Genomic DNA, 15,591 nt, shown 5'->3' with positions numbered 1-15,591 from the left:
GCATCGAACCCGCCGCTTGGCTCAAGGATACGCTGGAAAAACTACCCAGCTGGCCCAACAGCCGGATCGATGAGCTATTACCCCTCGCGCCTCAACCTGAGTAAAGGTGGGGCGGCTGGACGCTTACATCTGATCGATGCTCATCCGTCCTCGAAAACTGCAAGACTTTGCAGTTTCGGACGCCTTGCTTGTACCGCCGGTCTGTTTCCCACTCAAAAAGAGGATCTTTCTGACAAAACCTTAAGATTCCACTTCATTTGGCCGAAAGCCTGACGAGCCATGCGTGCACCGATTTGGAGCAGATCAAGCGTCTGCCCAGGCGTTACATGGAATGTTCCACCCAGCACGCTCCCCCCCTTTGGCAAAAGAAGTCGATGAAATGAATCTAAAGTTCAGTCATAAAATTCTGTTGGCCGCGTCAGGCGTCGTGGTCTTGGCCTTCGCGTTATTCACGTTGTACAACGATTACTTACAGCGCAGCACCATCAAACAGAACCTGGAGTCGTCCATCCAGCAATCCGGAGAACTCACCGCCAGCAGTGTGCAGAACTGGCTCAGTGGCCGCGTGTTGATACTCGAAAACCTGGCACAAAACATGGCCCACCAGGGCAGTACTGCAGATCTTCCAGGCTTGGTTGATCAGCCCGCACTCACCTCGAACTTCCAGTTCACTTACGTCGGCCAAACCAACGGCGTGTTCACCCAACGCCCCGACGCAAAAATGCCCGATGGCTATGACCCGCGCCAGCGTCCTTGGTACAAGCAAGCCGTGGCGGCTGACAAACCCATGCTGACCCCGCCTTACATGGCAGCCGTGGGTGGGCAGATCGTGACCATCGCCATGCCGGTGAAAAAGAACGGCGAGTTGCTGGGCGTGGTCGGTGGTGACCTGAGCCTGCAAACGCTGGTGAAGATCATCAACTCGGTAGACTTCGGCGGCATCGGCCATGCGTTCCTGGTCAGCGGCGACGGTCAGGTCATCGTCAGCCCCGATCAGGGCCAGGTGATGAAGAACCTCAAGGACATCTACCCAGGCACCAGCGTCCGCATCGAGAAGCTTAACCAAGATGTTGTCCTCAACGGTCAGGATCGCATTCTGTCCTTCACCCCGATCGCCGGCTTGCCAGGTGCGGACTGGTACATCGGCTTGTCGATTGATAAAGACAAAGCCTACGCACCCCTGGGTAAATTCCGCACCTCCGCGCTGATTGCCATGCTGATTGCCGTGGTGGCGATTGCGGTGCTCTTGAGCTTGCTGATCCAAGTACTGCTGCGGCCGTTGACCACCATGGGCGTTGCCATGCAGGACATCGCCCAGGGTGAGGGTGACCTGACCCGCCGCCTGGACGTGACCAGCAAAGATGAGTTTGGCGAGGTAGGCAGTGCCTTCAACCAGTTCGTCGAGCGTATCCACGCCTCGATTTCCGAGGTGTCCTCGGCAACACGCCAGGTGCATGACTTGTCCCAGCGCGTAATGGCGTCGTCCAACGCTTCGATCGTCGGTTCTGACGAGCAGAGCGCGCGCACCAACAGCGTAGCCGCGGCAATCAACGAACTGGGCGCCGCGACCCAGGAAATCGCGCGTAACGCCGCTGACGCTTCCCAGCACGCCAGTGGTGCCAGCGAGCAGGCTGACGATGGGCGCAAAGTGGTGGAAAAAACCATCCTGGCGATGTCGGAACTGTCGCAAAAGATCAGCCTGTCCTGCACCCAGATCGAAACCTTGAACGCCAGCACCGATAACATCGGCCACATTCTCGATGTGATCAAAGGTATCTCCCAGCAGACCAACCTGCTCGCGCTCAACGCCGCGATCGAGGCCGCCCGTGCCGGGGAAGCGGGTCGCGGGTTTGCCGTGGTCGCCGATGAAGTGCGCAACCTGGCTCACCGTACCCAGGAGTCGGCGGAGGAAATCCACAAAATGATTACTTCGCTGCAAGTGGGTTCGCGTGAAGCGGTGACCACCATGAACGCGAGCCAGACCTCCAGCGAAGAGAGCGTCGAAGTCGCCAACCAGGCCGGTGAGCGCCTGATCAGCGTGACGCAGCGGATTGTTGAAATCGACGGCATGAACCAGTCGGTCGCCGCTGCCACCGAGGAGCAGACCGCGGTGGTGGAAACCCTCAATGTCGACATCAACCAGATCAACCTGCTGAACCAGCAAGGCGTGGCCAACCTCAATGAAACATTGAAGGACTGTGACGCGTTGTCTCAACAGGCCAGCCGCTTGAAACAACTGGTCGACAGTTTCAAGATCTGACCTCAACGGCATAGGAGCGAGGCCTCTCGCTCCTACTGCTTAGCCGAGCATTTGTCGGACATTTTCCAGGGCGCCGTCGGCGAAGTTCTGCATAAAGTGTTCGAACCCTTCCTGCGCGGTGTCGACCGGTTCGCCGATGAGCGTCCAAGTCGCCCTGGAGCATCCGCAGCCAATTGGCTCCACACGCATTGCCGCCCACAAGCGGGCCACGCCCAAGGTGTTGTAGACCGTGGTCCAGGTCATGAACATGGCCTCTTCGTCGCGGCTGTTGAGCTGCTCCACCGCACAATGGCCATCGTGGAAATACTTCGTGCGTAAAGCGCCTACGCCGGTGCCGGTCATTTCGATGTGCGACAAGGCGGGAATGAACGCATCAAAGCCTGCAAAGTCCCCCACCAAGCCCCACAGCCTGGCGGCCTCGCAGGTGACTACGACAGAGGCCACCACTGGTGTGCCCCGGGGGTTGCGGATCAATGTATCGGGTTGCAACGGTTTCATGAGGTTGTCCTGAGGCGGTTCAGAGAAAGCCGATGGCCTTGAGGTAGTCGCAGCCTTTGCCTAACAGCGCGGGGCTTTTCTCGGGGTACGGCTTACCCATTTCTTCCACGCCCCGGCGTGCGTTGTCGTGACGGATCATCGACGTATCGCCGATGTCTTCACCCAACCCGTCCAGGTAAAAACCCAGCACGCCAAACAGCGCATTTTCGCGGCCCACCGTTCGCAGTTGCCGTTGCCACTGCGCGACACTGACCCGCTCGAATGTGTAGCCGGCGTCGCGGAATGCATCGAGGTACTGCTCCCAGCTCAGGGGTTGTGGGTTATGCAGGTTGTACACGCTGCGCCCGGTTGCGAAATGAGCGCAGTGGAACGCGATGAAGCGTGCAAAAAAGTCCACCGGCATCAGGTCGAAGTTCACCGCTAACCGCGGAACCAGACCCAACTGCAGCGAGCCCTTGAGCATCAGCATCAGGCGATTTTTCTGTGGTTGGCAAACACCGCTTTGGCTGTTGAAACTGATATTGCCCGGACGATAGATATTCACCCAGGCACCTTGCTCCAGCGCGCGCGCCGATAGCCGCTCGGCCACCCATTTGGACAGGTTGTAACCATTCTTGATGTAGATCGGCGGTGTCGCCGCAGCAGGCGACTCGAGGACCTGCCCCGCGGCGTCGATGGCGCTGCATGCCGAGAGTGTCGAGATGAAGTTGAAGACTTTTTTGCTGTGGGTTTCACACAGGCGCACGCATTCCAGTACCGGGTCGACGTTGTCTTTCACCAGCGACGCGTAGTCCATCACATGGTTGACCCGCGCCGCGTTATGCACCAGCACGCCAAAGTCCCTGGCGAGGCGCTCGTACACCTCGGCAGCCAGGCCCAGGCCAGGCTGGCTGACATCGGCGGCGTACACCTGCACCCGGCTCCGGTCCAGATGTTCCAGGCGGTACTCCTGCAACGCCTGGGTGAACCGTACCGTTGCCGGCTGGTTCGGCAGTTCCCGCACCAGGCATGCCACTTCGGTCGCACCGCCGGCCAGCAAGGCTTCGACAATGTGGACCCCGATAAAACTGTTGGCCCCCGTCACGATCACTTTGCGACGATCACCGGCGCGGTCCTCGGGCAGCACTTCAAAAGCCGGTTCCCGCTGTGCGTCTTGAACCGCCTGGCCGACGGGTGCGGCAGCGCGCGGGCCGTCCTCCAGCAGCGCCGCGAGCGTGCGAATGGTCGGCATTTCAAAAAAGCTGTTCAGGGGCAGGCTGCGACCAAATTGTTCGCGAACCCGCAGCAGCAGGCTCGACAGCAAAATGGAGTGGCCGCCGACGTTAAAGAAGCTGTCATCGATGGACAACGTGCCCGTGGGAAGCTGCAACAACTCATGCCACAGCCCCAACAGCTCAACCTGTAGCGGCGTTTGCGCGGCCTTTACGGTGTGATTCGAAGGGCGCTGCACCGGCAGTTGCAACAAGGCCTGGCGATCGACTTTACCGTTGCTCGCGTAAGGCAGGCCGGCGAGTTCGATCCACCGCTCGGGTTGCATGTAATCAGGCAGCCACTGCCGTGCATGCTGCTTGAGGTCGTCCATCGTGGCACCCGGTTCCGGCTGGGCGACCACACCGCGAATCCTGCGATCACCGTCGATCACCACCGCCACCTGGCGGAACAGGCGGCTGGCACGCAGGCACTGTTCGATCTCCTGGGGTTCGACTCGAAACCCCCGAATCTTCACTTGCTCGTCCCGACGCCCGCCCAGCTCGATGCCGTCGCCGGTCCACTTTGCGTAATCACCGCTGCGGTAGGCGCACACGGGTTGTCCTCCCGGCAGTACCAGTTCGACAAAAGGGTCGTCGTGCAGTTGTGTTGCGTTCAAGTACCCCAGGCTCACGCCCGGCCCGACGATGTACAGCTCGCCCATCACCTGTTCGTCCACCGGCTGTAAATGCTCATCGAGTATCAGCACCTGGCTGTTGGCGATGGGACGGCCGGCGTTGCGATTGCTGTCCCCGGGCCGCAACGTGCGATGGGTGACCAGCACCGTGGCTTCGGTGGGGCCATAGAGGTTGTGCAACTGGCATTGGCCGGCCAGTCGTTCGATCACATAGGGTTCACAGGCATCGCCGCCGGTCAGCAGGTGCGTCAGGCCCAGCGGTTGGTCCAGCGGCAGGATGCTCAGCAGCGCCGGTGGCAGGAAGGCATGGGTGATCTGCTGCTGGCGGATCAGTTCTACCAACTGCTGCGGGTCGCGTCGTTGCGCCTCGCTTGGAACAATCAACTCGGCGCCGGCAATCAGGCTGGGGAAGATATCCATCAGCGAGGCGTCGAAGCTCAACGAAGCGAACTGCAGTACCCGACTCTGCTCGTCCAGCCCCATGCAACCGCCGAACCAGGCGGTGAAATGGGCCAGGTTGCTCTGGCTCAGCAACACGCCTTTGGGGCGACCGGTGGTGCCCGAGGTGAAGAGCACCATGCACGGTGCATCCGGGGAGGGGCGATGCTGCAGCAACGGTGACGTGTCGTGCTGATCGAGGGCACTGACATCCAATGAAACGAAGTACTCGCGCAGCGGGTGGCCGCCATCATCCAGCAACAGCCTGGCTCCCGCGCTGTCCAGCATGGCCTGTTGGCGTTGCGCCGGATGATCCGGTGCCAGCGGCAGGTAAACCGCGCCACAGCCCAGCACCGCAAGAATGCTGGCATACAACGCCGTTGTTTTTTCCAGGCACACCCCGACCACCGGTGGTACCTCGAGGCCTTCCAGCAGTGGGCCGAGGCGTTGCTGGATCGCCCGTGCTTGAGCGTGCAATTGTCGGTAGGTCAGCACACGGCCGGCAATGTTCAGCGCCGGTCGTGCGGCGAAGGTGAGCAGGCTGGCCTGCAGTCGTTCGATTATCGGCACCTGCGCTGCCTGCAGCAATTGCACATCGGCGGTGTGATTGAACCGATGCACGAACGCCAGTGCCTCCAGCTTTTGCAAGCTGTGTTCGGGCCAGGCATTGGTGCCGGCCGCGGCGGGGCAATACTCCGGGTCGCGGGCGAAGCCGCTGACCAGCACGGCGACCCATTCCACCAGCGCGCTTGTCGCTTGCAGGCGCAGTCGCTGGCCATTGCCGCTGGGCGCGTCGGCAAGGTCCAGCACGGCCAGCAAGCATTGGCCGGCGGCATAAGCGCGTAACTGCAGCCGCGGCAACCCATGCTCCGTCAGCGGGCCGACGCCCAGGCGCAGGCTGATGCGTGGAGCGGCGGCCAGGTGTTCGGGCAGTGACTCGCTACCGTCCTCGATCACCAGGTCGGCAGCGTCATGCCCCGACAGATGACCATACTGTTCCAACTCCACCCTCACCGCATCCAGGGCACGGCTGATACCCAACCATCCAATTGTCAGGCGCCTCATGCCGCTCTCCCGGCCACCGGCAGATAGTCGGCCAATGCCAGGGCCACGCTCGGTGTCTGCAGCAAACCGCTGTGTTGCAGAAAGCCCATGATGTTGCCGATCAGCGGGTGGTGGCGGGTGATGGGGAACTCCAGTGCCGCCATGTCGGCCCGCAGCGCATGGCGAACGTCAGCGCTGACGTCCAACTGATCGATCAGTTGCAGGTCGAAGGATTTTTGCAGCTCGTTGGTCAGGTAATGCGCCAGAAAGATGGGCAAGACCGGCGCAATGCTATCGCGGTCAGCCGGGCTTGCCGCCTGCCAATAGAGGCGCACCAGGCGTGTCCAGAACTGCCCATGGCGCCCTTCGTCGAACAGGTGATCGGCCATCAAGCCACGGATGGAGGCCTTGACGCTGTCGTCCCTGGAAAACGCCGCCACGTCATGGGTCACGGTGTTTTCGGCAATGGCCACGGCAATCAATTCCACCGCATCGCGCAGGTGCGCCGGGGCTTGCGCCTGCGCCGCCGGCAGGGCGCGGCTCAGTTCGATCTGCCCGGGCAGATCCAGCGGTGATATACCGGTCATCTTCACGGTCTGTTGCAGGAAGTCCAGCGCGACCAGGGCGTGATAGTCCTCGTCCACCACGACGGTCATCGCGTCATAGCGACACACAAGGGGGAAGGGCAGGGCGAAACGGTTCTTGGCGATGTTGCGCGCGGTCCTGTCGACGATCTCGGTTTCGAAAATCACCACGTCATTGATGAATTTGTAGAAGCTTTGCAACAGCACGAAGTCGCGCCACTGCGGGCAATGTTCAAGGAAGGTCGCGCTGAGCACCAGGGGCTGGCGGCACAGCGGGTAGATCAGTTTGTCGTCGTTTTCCAGCAGGCGGCGAGGGCGTGTGCGGATGGTGGCGCGGCGTTCCCAGTCTTCGGCGATGGAGCGGTAGGCGCTGATGTTCATGGGCGCACCTGTTGCAGCAAGGTGTGTACGTCGTCCCAGAGCTTGATGCGGTTTTCCACGGCGTTGACCGCGGTTTCAGCCGCCTGTTGCTGGCGCTCGGGTGCGTTGTCGGTAAGGCCCTGGAGCATCCTCTGCGCCCCTGGCTCGTGGTCTTGGGTGTCCAGTTCGATGTGGCGGTTGAGGTACTCGCCCAAGGTTGGCGCCTGGCTTCTGATGATCTCACTGCCCTGCAACAGCCGTTCGAACATGCTCGGGATAATGCTTTCGCGGCCGTGCAGGAAGGCGGCGGCCACACAATGGGTGGGCGCATTCAACGCGATGTGCAACGTGCTGGCGACGAAGCGGGCCACGCCGGGCAGCACATCGACCTGGCCCAGGGCGGCATTGGCCTCGACGCCCCGACGTTGCAGCGTGATGAACGTATCGATAGCGTGGGTACTGGCGCCCACTTCGAGCATGGCTTCGCGGTACAGCTCGAAGTGGCTGCAATGACCGCGCCGGGGGTGTTCGTCCGACTCCTCGCCCAGCACGATTTCGTTGATCAGGCGGGCGGCTTGCGGGTCGGTCGGCGGGAGCCAGGGTAATTGCGTACAGGTCAGGTCCCGTTGCAGGCGTTTGGTGAGGCTCATGAAGTCCCAAACGGCAAATACATGGTTTTCCATAAAGAGTTGTAACTTGCCAAGTGAAGTTATTTCTTCAAATAACGGATGGCTGCATAACTGCAGTTTTTTTTGTTTAAGTAAACCTTGATACATAGTTGATGCCTATAAGTTGTTGCGACTGCTCTGAAAACAGTGCTGGGCTTTTGCAGCCCAAAAGCGGACAGATAACGTTTAGCCAAGCAGCGCGCGCAGCGCTGCCCAAACAAGGGTTCGTGCAGGCTGTTGAGGTGCTTGGTTTATTGAAGAAAGATAATAAGCCGATTAAACGTTTGGGCGAGCTTATAAATGTATTAGATGTTTTTTCGAAAAGATTCCGATTGTGGGTAAGTTATATTATTAAACGTGGGAAGTTTCTCGAGCATTAGCAGGCATTACGCAGTCGAATAGTTTTAACCGGGGCGCCTTGATGCAGGTTCTGCCAACAGCGAAGGCCGCCCCGCAATGCTTGATCGGTGAAGCAGGCTGGGAAAGTTCAGTTGCCGGTCGCCTTAAGGCCCTTGAGGTAAGTGCTGATGACCTCCATGCCTCGCATCAAGTGATTGCGCAACGTCAGGATACTTTCGTCGACCTTCTTCTGCGCCACCAGGCTCAGCAGTTCGCGGTGATCTTCCTGGGACGTCTCGCCGAGCCCCATCGCCTCAAGGTTGAAACGCAGGAAGCGCTCCTCTTCATTCAAACCGTGTTCGACCAACGTGAGTAGCCGCCGGTTGGGGGCCTTGCCATACAGCGCCATGTGGAACAGGCGGTTGAGCCGGCCGATCTCGGTATAGTCTTTCTCTTGTTCCAGCGCCGTGATGAAGGCATCGGCCTGGGCAATGTCGTCTGCGCTGAGCAACGGAATCGACAAGCGCAGCGCTTCGGACTCCAGCAGCATGCGCAGGGCGTAGGTCTCGGCCGAATTGTCTTCGATCAGCGGTGCAACCACCGCCCCCTTGTGCGTCACGACGTGCAGCAACGACTGGGCTTCCAGCTGCCGAAGGGCTTCACGCACGGGCATGCGACTGACGCCGAACAGGCTGGCCAGCTCCTGCTGGCGCATGGCGGTACCACAAGGCAATCGGCCATCGAGGATGGCGTTGCGCAAGGTTTCTTCGATTACGGAACGAGCAAGATGGGCGGGAATAGGCCCGCTGACCTTGATACTGCTCAAAGGGCTCGGCTTTTGCGTCACGGCTACGCTAGCCTCCTCATAGAATGGCAATGGCTTATTGGATCCAATGCACACTAGAGATTGCCTACAGGCTTGTCAAACGAGCAAGGTTTTCGGCTTGTAAGCGGCTAAACACGCCACTCTGGGTGCCCACATCGAGCTTTTGCGGTGTCTTACACGGTGGTGTCGGATTGCCCTGCATTGAACACTTCACCGCCATCGTTTGTGCCATTCCCGCCGCCCAACGCAGGGTTTCGTCGGTGCATTCCTGTCTATGCATATTCTCTAACAGTATTTAAAATACAGTTCTTATATCTATAAAGTCACTCTCCTGTCCGATCGGGAGTGAATTCATGTCAGCCACCTCTACTGTTCCAGCAGCGATCCCTAACGCCCAAACCTTTGAGATTCGTCCACTCCCCGGCAGCGTGGGGGCCGAGATCATCGGCCTGGATTTGTCCCGCCCGGTCAATGACGAGGATTTCGCCCGCATTCACCGCGCGCACCTGGATCACCATGTGGTGGTCTTTCGCGACCAGCGCATCACCCCCGACCAGCAGATCGCCTTCAGTCGCCGCTTTGGCGTGCTGCAGATCCATGTGCTCAAGCAGTTCCTGCTGGCCAACCACCCGGAAATCCTGATTGTCTCCAACATCATCGAAAACGGCCAAGCCATCGGCCTGGGCGATGCGGGCAAGTTCTGGCATTCGGACCTTTCCTATAAAGAACTGCCCAGCCTGGGCTCGATGCTGCATGCCCGGGAACTGCCAGCCGAAGGCGGCGACACCCTGTTTGCCGACATGCACAAGGCCTGGGACCACTTGCCCGAGCACCTGCGCAACGCCGTACACGGCCGCAGCGCTGCGCATTCCTACACCGCGCGTTACAGCGAAACCAAATTCGAAGGCAGCTGGCGCCCGACACTGACTCCCGAGCAGCTCGCCCAGGTCGCCGAAGTGGTCCACCCGATTGTGCGTACCCATCCGGAAAACGGCCGCAAGGCGCTGTTCGTCAGTGAAGGTTTCACCACCCGCATCGTCGGCCTGCCGGAAGACGAAAGCCGCGACCTGCTGGCCCAGCTCTACGCCCACAGCGTGCTGCCGGACAATATCTACCGCCACCACTGGCAGCCCCACGACTTGGTGTTCTGGGACAACCGCTCGCTGATCCACCTGGCTACCGGTTGCCCGAGCCATCTGCGCCGCAAGCTGTACCGCACCACCATCCAGGGCGACGCGCCTTTCTGATTCGGAGCATGACCATGTCCAGAAACATTCCATTTGCGCGGCTGGCCGCCACGTTCGGCCTGGGTATCAGCCTGCTGGCCGGCAGCCTCGTCGCCCCGACGGTGGCGCAGGCTGAAGGTGAGATTCGCATCGCCGAGCAGTTCGGCATCGTCTACCTGTTGCTCAACGTGGTGCGCGACCAGCACCTCATCGAAAAATACGGTAAGCAGGAAGGCCTCGATATCCAGGTCGACTGGACCCAACTCTCCGGCGGCGCGGCCGTGAATGATGCGTTGCTCTCCGGTTCCATCGACATTGCCGGTGCCGGCGTCGGGCCGCTGCTGACCATCTGGGACCGTACCCGCGGCAAGCAGAACGTCAAGGCCGTCGCCTCCCTCGGTAACTTTCCCTACTACTTGGTGAGCAACAATCCCAAGGTCAAGACCATCGCCGATTTCACCGATAACGACCGCATCGCGGTACCGGCGGTGGGGGTGTCGGTGCAGTCGCGCTTCCTGCAATACGCAGCTGCCAAGCAGTGGGGCGACAAGCAATTCAATCGCCTCGATCAGTACACCGTCGCCGTCCCGCACCCCGACGCCACGGCGGCGCTGATCGCCGGCGGTACCGAGCTGACCGGGCACTTTTCCAACCCGCCGTTCCAGGACCAGGCCCTGGCGAACCCCAATGTGCATGTGGTGCTCAACACTTATGACCTGCTGGGCCCGAACTCGCCGACGGTGTTGTTCGCCACTGAAAAATTCCGTAACGACAACCCGAAAACCTACAAGGCATTCGTCGATGCGCTGACCGAAGCCGCGCAATTCGCCCAGCACGACAAAGGCGCCGCCGCCGACACTTACATCCGCGTGACCAAGGCCAAGATCGACCGTGCCGAGCTGCTGAAAATCATCGACAACCCGCAATTCGAGTTCAGTGTCACGCCGAAAAACACTTACCCGCTGGCGGAGTTTCTCTACCGCGTCGGCGCAATCAAGAACAAGCCGGAATCGTGGAAGGACTACTTCTTCCAGGACGCCAAGCCCCTGCAAGGAAGCTGAGATGAACGCGCCCCTGCAAGGCCACACGGCCAGCAACCTGCCCACCGCCACTGCGCTGCTGGCGGTGGACAACGTCAGCCTCGAATACCGCACCCCCGAGCGCGTGGTGCGGGCCACGCACCACGTCAGTTTCGACATCGACCCGGCCGACCGCTACGTGTTGCTCGGCCCGTCGGGTTGCGGCAAATCCACCTTGCTCAAGTCCATCGCCGGGTTTATCCAGCCTTGCGAAGGGGAGATCCGCCTGCTGGGGCAGAAGGTCGAACAGCCCGGTCCAGACCGCATCGTGGTGTTCCAGGAATTCGACCAGTTGCCGCCGTGGAAAACCGTCAAACAAAACGTCATGTTCCCGCTGCTGGCGTCGAACACCCTCAAGCGTCGGGACGCCGAAGAACGCGCGTTGCACTACCTCGACAAAGTCGGCCTCGGCGCCTTTGCCGACGCCTATCCGCACACCCTCTCCGGCGGCATGAAAGCCCGCGTGGCCATCGCCCGCGCCCTGGCGATGCAGCCGAAAATCCTGTTGATGGACGAACCCTTCGCCGCCCTCGATGCGCTGACCCGACGCAAGATGCAGGAAGAGTTGCTGCGGCTCTGGGAAGAGGTGCGTTTCACCTTGCTGTTCGTCACCCACTCCATCGAAGAGGCGCTGGTGGTGGGCAATCGCATCCTGTTGCTGTCGCCCCATCCCGGGCGTGTGCGCGCGGAAATCCACAGCCATCAATACGATCTGCACAGCCTTGGCGGTGCGCAATTCCAGGCCTCGGCGCGAAGGATTCATCGCCTGCTGTTCGATGAAGCGCCCGAAGCCGAACGTGAGTTGGGCTTCGCCGATATCCGCATCGCTTACTGAAGGGCCCCTCCCATGCGCCAGGAATATGAAGTCACCCTCGAACCGCTGCTCAGCGTCCCCGTGGAGCGCGAGCTGCCCCTGCGCCAACGCGTGTGGCAACAAGGCTGGTTGCGCAAAGGGTTGATCCTGATCGTGCTCGCGATCCTCTGGGAAGCGGTCGCGCGCTACCAGAACAATGACCTATTGCTGCCGAGTTTCTTGCAGACGTTTCACGCGCTCTACGACGGGCTTCTGAGTGGCGAGCTGCTGAGCAAAGTCAGCATTTCGTTGGTGGTGCTGATCAAGGGTTACCTGATCGGCATTGTGCTGGCATTTGCCCTGACCACACTGGCGGTCTCGACCCAACTGGGCCGCGACCTGCTCAGCACCCTGACCTCGATGTTCAACCCGCTGCCGGCGATTGCGCTGTTGCCGCTGGCGCTCTTGTGGTTTGGCCTGGGCCAGAACAGCCTGATTTTCGTGCTGGTGCATTCGGTGTTGTGGGCGTTGGCGCTCAACACCTATTCGGGGTTTCTCGGCGTGTCCGAAACCCTGCGCATGGCCGGTCGCAACTACGGGTTGAAGGGCATGCGCTTCGTGCTGTTCATCCTGATCCCGGCGGCACTGCCGTCGATCCTCGCCGGCCTGAAAATCGGCTGGGCATTCGCCTGGCGCACGCTGATTGCCGCCGAGCTGGTGTTCGGCGCCACCAGCGGCAAAGGTGGCTTGGGCTGGTACATCTTCCAGAACCGCAATGAGCTGTACACCGATAAGGTTTTTGCCGGGCTGGCGGTGGTGATCCTGATCGGCTTGTTGGTGGAGAACCTGGTGTTCGACACGTTCGAGCGGCTCACCGTGAAGCGTTGGGGCATGCAGCGTTGATGCTGTAGCCCCACGCGACATCCCTGTTACGATTGCGCCCAGTTCACTCCCTATCGATCACGAGTGCTTGGCATGCAACTACCGGACATGAACCTGCTGGTCGCTCTCGACGCATTGCTCGACGAGGGCAGCGTGGTCGGTGCTGCGCGGCGGATGAACCTCAGCCCGGCGGCGATGAGCCGCACCCTCACGCGTATTCGCGAGGCGGTGGGTGACCCGATCCTGGTACGCGCCGGGCGTGGCCTGGTGCCGACGCCCAAGGCGCTGGCGTTGCAGGGCCAGGTGCGCAGCGTAGTGGAACAGGCGGCGCTGCTGTTCCGTTCGGCGGATCAGGTTGACCTGAGCACCCTGCGCCGGCGCTTCAGCGTGCGGGCCAACGACTTTTTCATCGGTGTGTATGGCGGTCGTCTGTTCGACACCCTGGAGCGTTCGGCACCGTTATGCGAGCTGTGCTTCGTGCCCGAAGGCGATACCGACGACGAAGCGCTGCGCGAAGGGCGCCTGGACTTGCGGGTGAGCAATACCCTGCCCGCCAGTCCCGAAGTCAAGGTGCAGAACCTGTTCTCCACCACCTTCGTCGGGCTCGCTCGGGAAGATCATCCCTTGTTCGATGAGGAGATCACCGCCGCACGGTTCGCCAGCTATTCCCACATCAGCATCTCGCGACGCGGCATCGCCCGCGGGCCGATCGACACTGCGCTCAACGCCCTGGGCCTGGAGCGCCACGTGGCAATGATCGCCCCGGGTTTTCACGGCGCGATGTTCATGTTGCCCGACTCCGACCTGTTACTGCCGGTGCCCAAGGAAGCGCTCTACAGCGTCAATCGCTTGAAGTTGCCGTTGCGTGTGTTCCCGTTGCCGATTTCCCTGCCGACCCTGGTCCTGGCCCAATTCTGGCACCCGCGTTTCGACAAGGACCCGGCCCACAAATGGCTGCGCGAAACCCTGCGCGAGAGTTGCCACGCCACCTGGTTGGAAGCCCAGCCTGCCCAGGCTTTAAGCGTGCATGATCAAGGGTGGAAGGGGTGAGCCCAGGATTGCGTCCGGCGCACTTATAACCTTCCGATAAGTAACTTTTTGTCATGAATGTGCCCAATTAAACTGCTCGGGTATTTCTCATCCCGAGTTACTTGTTCATGACGTCCCTCGCTGCCCCGGCCCCCCTGGCCGCGGCCAAACCCACTGCCCCGAGCCCGCCCGTGTTCGGCCCGCGTATCATCGTTGGCCTGGTCGGCGTTTTGCTCGCGGTGTTGGTGTCCGGTCTCAACGAAATGGTCACCAAGGTCGCCCTCGCCGATATCCGTGGCGCGCTGTACATCGGTTTTGACGAAGGCACCTGGCTGGTCGCGGCCTACACGGCCACTTCCGTAGCGGCCATGGCGTTTGCGCCCTGGTGTTCGGTGACGTTTTCTCTGCGCCGTTTCACCCTGTGCGCCATCGGCCTGTTCACCGTGCTCGGCATCCTGTGTCCGTTTGCGCCGAACTACGAAAGCCTGCTGCTGTTGCGCACTGTGCAAGGCCTGGCGGGCGGCGCGTTGCCGCCGATGCTGATGACCGTGGCGCTGCGTTTTCTGCCGGCCGACGTCAAACTGTATGGCCTGGCCGGCTACGCGCTCACGGCCACCTTCGGGCCGAGTCTGGGTACGCCGCTGGCGGCGTTGTGGACCGAATACGTCGGCTGGCAATGGGCGTTCTGGCAGATCGTCGGGCCGTGCCTGCTGGCAATGGCCGCCGTGGCTTACGGCCTGCCACAAGACCCGCTGCGGCTGGAGCGCTTCAAGCAGTTCAACTGGCGCGGCCTGCTGCTGGGTTTTCCGGCGATCTGCATGCTGGTGATCGGCCTGTTGCAGGGCAACCGCCTGGACTGGTTCGAGTCGGGCCTGATCACCGGCTTGCTGGGTGGCGGCGCATTGTTGCTGGTGCTGTTCATGTTCAATGAATGGTCGCACCCGATGCCGTTTTTCAATTTGCAGATGCTTGGCCTGCGTAACTTAGCGTTTGCCCTGATCGTGCTCGCGGGGGTGTTGATAGTGCTGACCTCAGTGATCATCATCCCGTCGAGTTTCCTTGCCCAGATTCAGGGTTACCGGCCGCTGCAAACCGCGCCGCTGATGTTGCTGATGGCGCTGCCGCAATTGATCGCGCTGCCGCTGGTGGCGGCGATGTGCAACCTGCGTTGGGTCGATTGCCGTTGGGTGCTGGGGATCGGGCTGGGCCTGTTGGCGCTGTCTTGCATCGGCAGTGTGCACCTGACGTCGGCGTGGGTGCGCGACGATTTCTATGGCCTGTATCTGCTGCAAATCTTCGGCCAACCCATGGCCGTGTTGCCGCTGCTGATGCTCTCCACGGGCAGCATCCAACCGGCGGACGGGCCGTTCGCTTCGGCCTGGTTCAACACCGTCAAGGGGTTGGCCGCCGTGATCGCCACCGCCGTTCTCGATGTGTTGACCACCCGGCGCCTGCATTTCCACTCGACTGTGCTGGTCGACCGCCTGGGCAACTCGCCACTGGCCGACAGCGACGCGCCGGGCCTGGCCCAGCGCCTGCACGCGCAGGCCGTGGTACTCACTTCCTCGGATCTCTATTACGTCATGGCGGTTGTCGCGGCGACGTTGATCCTGCTGATTTTCTGGATGCCCACGCGGATTTTTCCGCCCCGCGCGCCGACTTGATTGCTCACCGAGCCCT

General features: G+C 61.0%; 13 protein-coding genes. 8 read left to right on the top strand and 5 right to left on the bottom strand.

Translation table 11 applies throughout. The annotated features are described in order from the left end of the window. Both TU80_RS32290 and TU80_RS29595 read left to right on the top strand, forming a co-directional pair. On the top strand, positions 1-104 hold a 104-nt coding region (locus TU80_RS32290; protein WP_156422911.1), incomplete at its 5' end, for a transposase domain-containing protein. A 275-nt stretch (positions 105-379) separates the two neighbouring features. After that, positions 380-2,260, top strand: coding sequence for a methyl-accepting chemotaxis protein (locus tag TU80_RS29595; RefSeq protein WP_046385139.1), 1,881 nt, complete (start codon positions 380-382; stop codon positions 2,258-2,260). 39 nt (positions 2,261-2,299) lie between these two features. Here TU80_RS29595 and TU80_RS29590 read toward each other — a convergent pair whose 3' ends face one another. The 5 genes from TU80_RS29590 to TU80_RS29570 form a co-directional block, all read right to left on the bottom strand. Further along, positions 2,300-2,758 (bottom strand): SRPBCC family protein, encoded by a 459-nt coding sequence (locus TU80_RS29590; RefSeq protein WP_057006040.1) that lies wholly within the window; start codon positions 2,756-2,758, stop codon positions 2,300-2,302. 19 nt (positions 2,759-2,777) lie between these two features. After that, on the bottom strand, positions 2,778-6,146 hold the full coding sequence (locus tag TU80_RS29585) for an amino acid adenylation domain-containing protein (RefSeq protein ID WP_057006039.1): 3,369 nt from the start codon (positions 6,144-6,146) through the stop codon (positions 2,778-2,780). Then, entirely contained in the window at positions 6,143-7,090 is a 948-nt protein-coding gene (locus TU80_RS29580) for a diiron oxygenase (RefSeq protein WP_046483732.1), read from the bottom strand. The genes TU80_RS29585 and TU80_RS29580 overlap by 4 nt, the downstream gene beginning before the upstream one ends. Beyond that, positions 7,087-7,845: a DUF3050 domain-containing protein gene (locus TU80_RS29575; protein WP_057006038.1), complete on the bottom strand. Its 759-nt coding sequence runs from the start codon at positions 7,843-7,845 to the stop codon at positions 7,087-7,089. Before TU80_RS29575 ends, TU80_RS29580 begins: the two co-directional genes overlap by 4 nt. A 379-nt stretch (positions 7,846-8,224) precedes the next feature. After that, the gene (locus TU80_RS29570) at positions 8,225-8,923 is read right to left on the bottom strand and encodes a GntR family transcriptional regulator (RefSeq protein ID WP_057006037.1); all 699 of its coding nucleotides are present in this window, start codon (positions 8,921-8,923) and stop codon (positions 8,225-8,227) included. A gap of 332 nt (positions 8,924-9,255) precedes the next feature. Between TU80_RS29570 and TU80_RS29565 the strand changes: the two genes are divergently transcribed. The 6 genes from TU80_RS29565 (at position 9,256) to TU80_RS29540 (ending at position 15,575) form a co-directional block, all read left to right on the top strand. Beyond that, entirely contained in the window at positions 9,256-10,149 is an 894-nt protein-coding gene (locus tag TU80_RS29565; protein ID WP_057006036.1) for a TauD/TfdA dioxygenase family protein, read from the top strand. A gap of 14 nt (positions 10,150-10,163) precedes the next feature. Next, positions 10,164-11,189: an ABC transporter substrate-binding protein gene (locus tag TU80_RS29560; RefSeq protein WP_017845545.1), complete on the top strand. Its 1,026-nt coding sequence runs from the start codon at positions 10,164-10,166 to the stop codon at positions 11,187-11,189. Between the two features lies 1 nt (position 11,190). Next, complete coding sequence (locus TU80_RS29555; protein WP_057006035.1) at positions 11,191-12,042, top strand: ABC transporter ATP-binding protein; 852 nt, start codon at positions 11,191-11,193, stop codon at positions 12,040-12,042. 12 nt (positions 12,043-12,054) lie between these two features. Further along, a complete protein-coding gene (locus TU80_RS29550; protein ID WP_057006034.1) occupies positions 12,055-12,903 on the top strand; it encodes an ABC transporter permease in 849 nt (282 codons plus the stop codon). A 72-nt stretch (positions 12,904-12,975) separates the two neighbouring features. Next, positions 12,976-13,932 carry a LysR family transcriptional regulator gene (locus TU80_RS29545; protein ID WP_057006033.1) on the top strand — a complete coding sequence of 319 codons (957 nt, stop codon included), beginning with the start codon at positions 12,976-12,978 and terminating at the stop codon, positions 13,930-13,932. A gap of 107 nt (positions 13,933-14,039) precedes the next feature. Next, complete coding sequence (locus TU80_RS29540; RefSeq protein ID WP_057006032.1) at positions 14,040-15,575, top strand: MFS transporter; 1,536 nt, start codon at positions 14,040-14,042, stop codon at positions 15,573-15,575. Positions 15,576-15,591: the final 16 nt, after the last annotated feature.

This window comes from Pseudomonas veronii (assembly GCF_001439695.1).
Lineage (GTDB): Bacteria > Pseudomonadota > Gammaproteobacteria > Pseudomonadales > Pseudomonadaceae > Aquipseudomonas > Aquipseudomonas veronii.
This window is presented reverse-complemented; position numbering and strand designations above follow the sequence as displayed.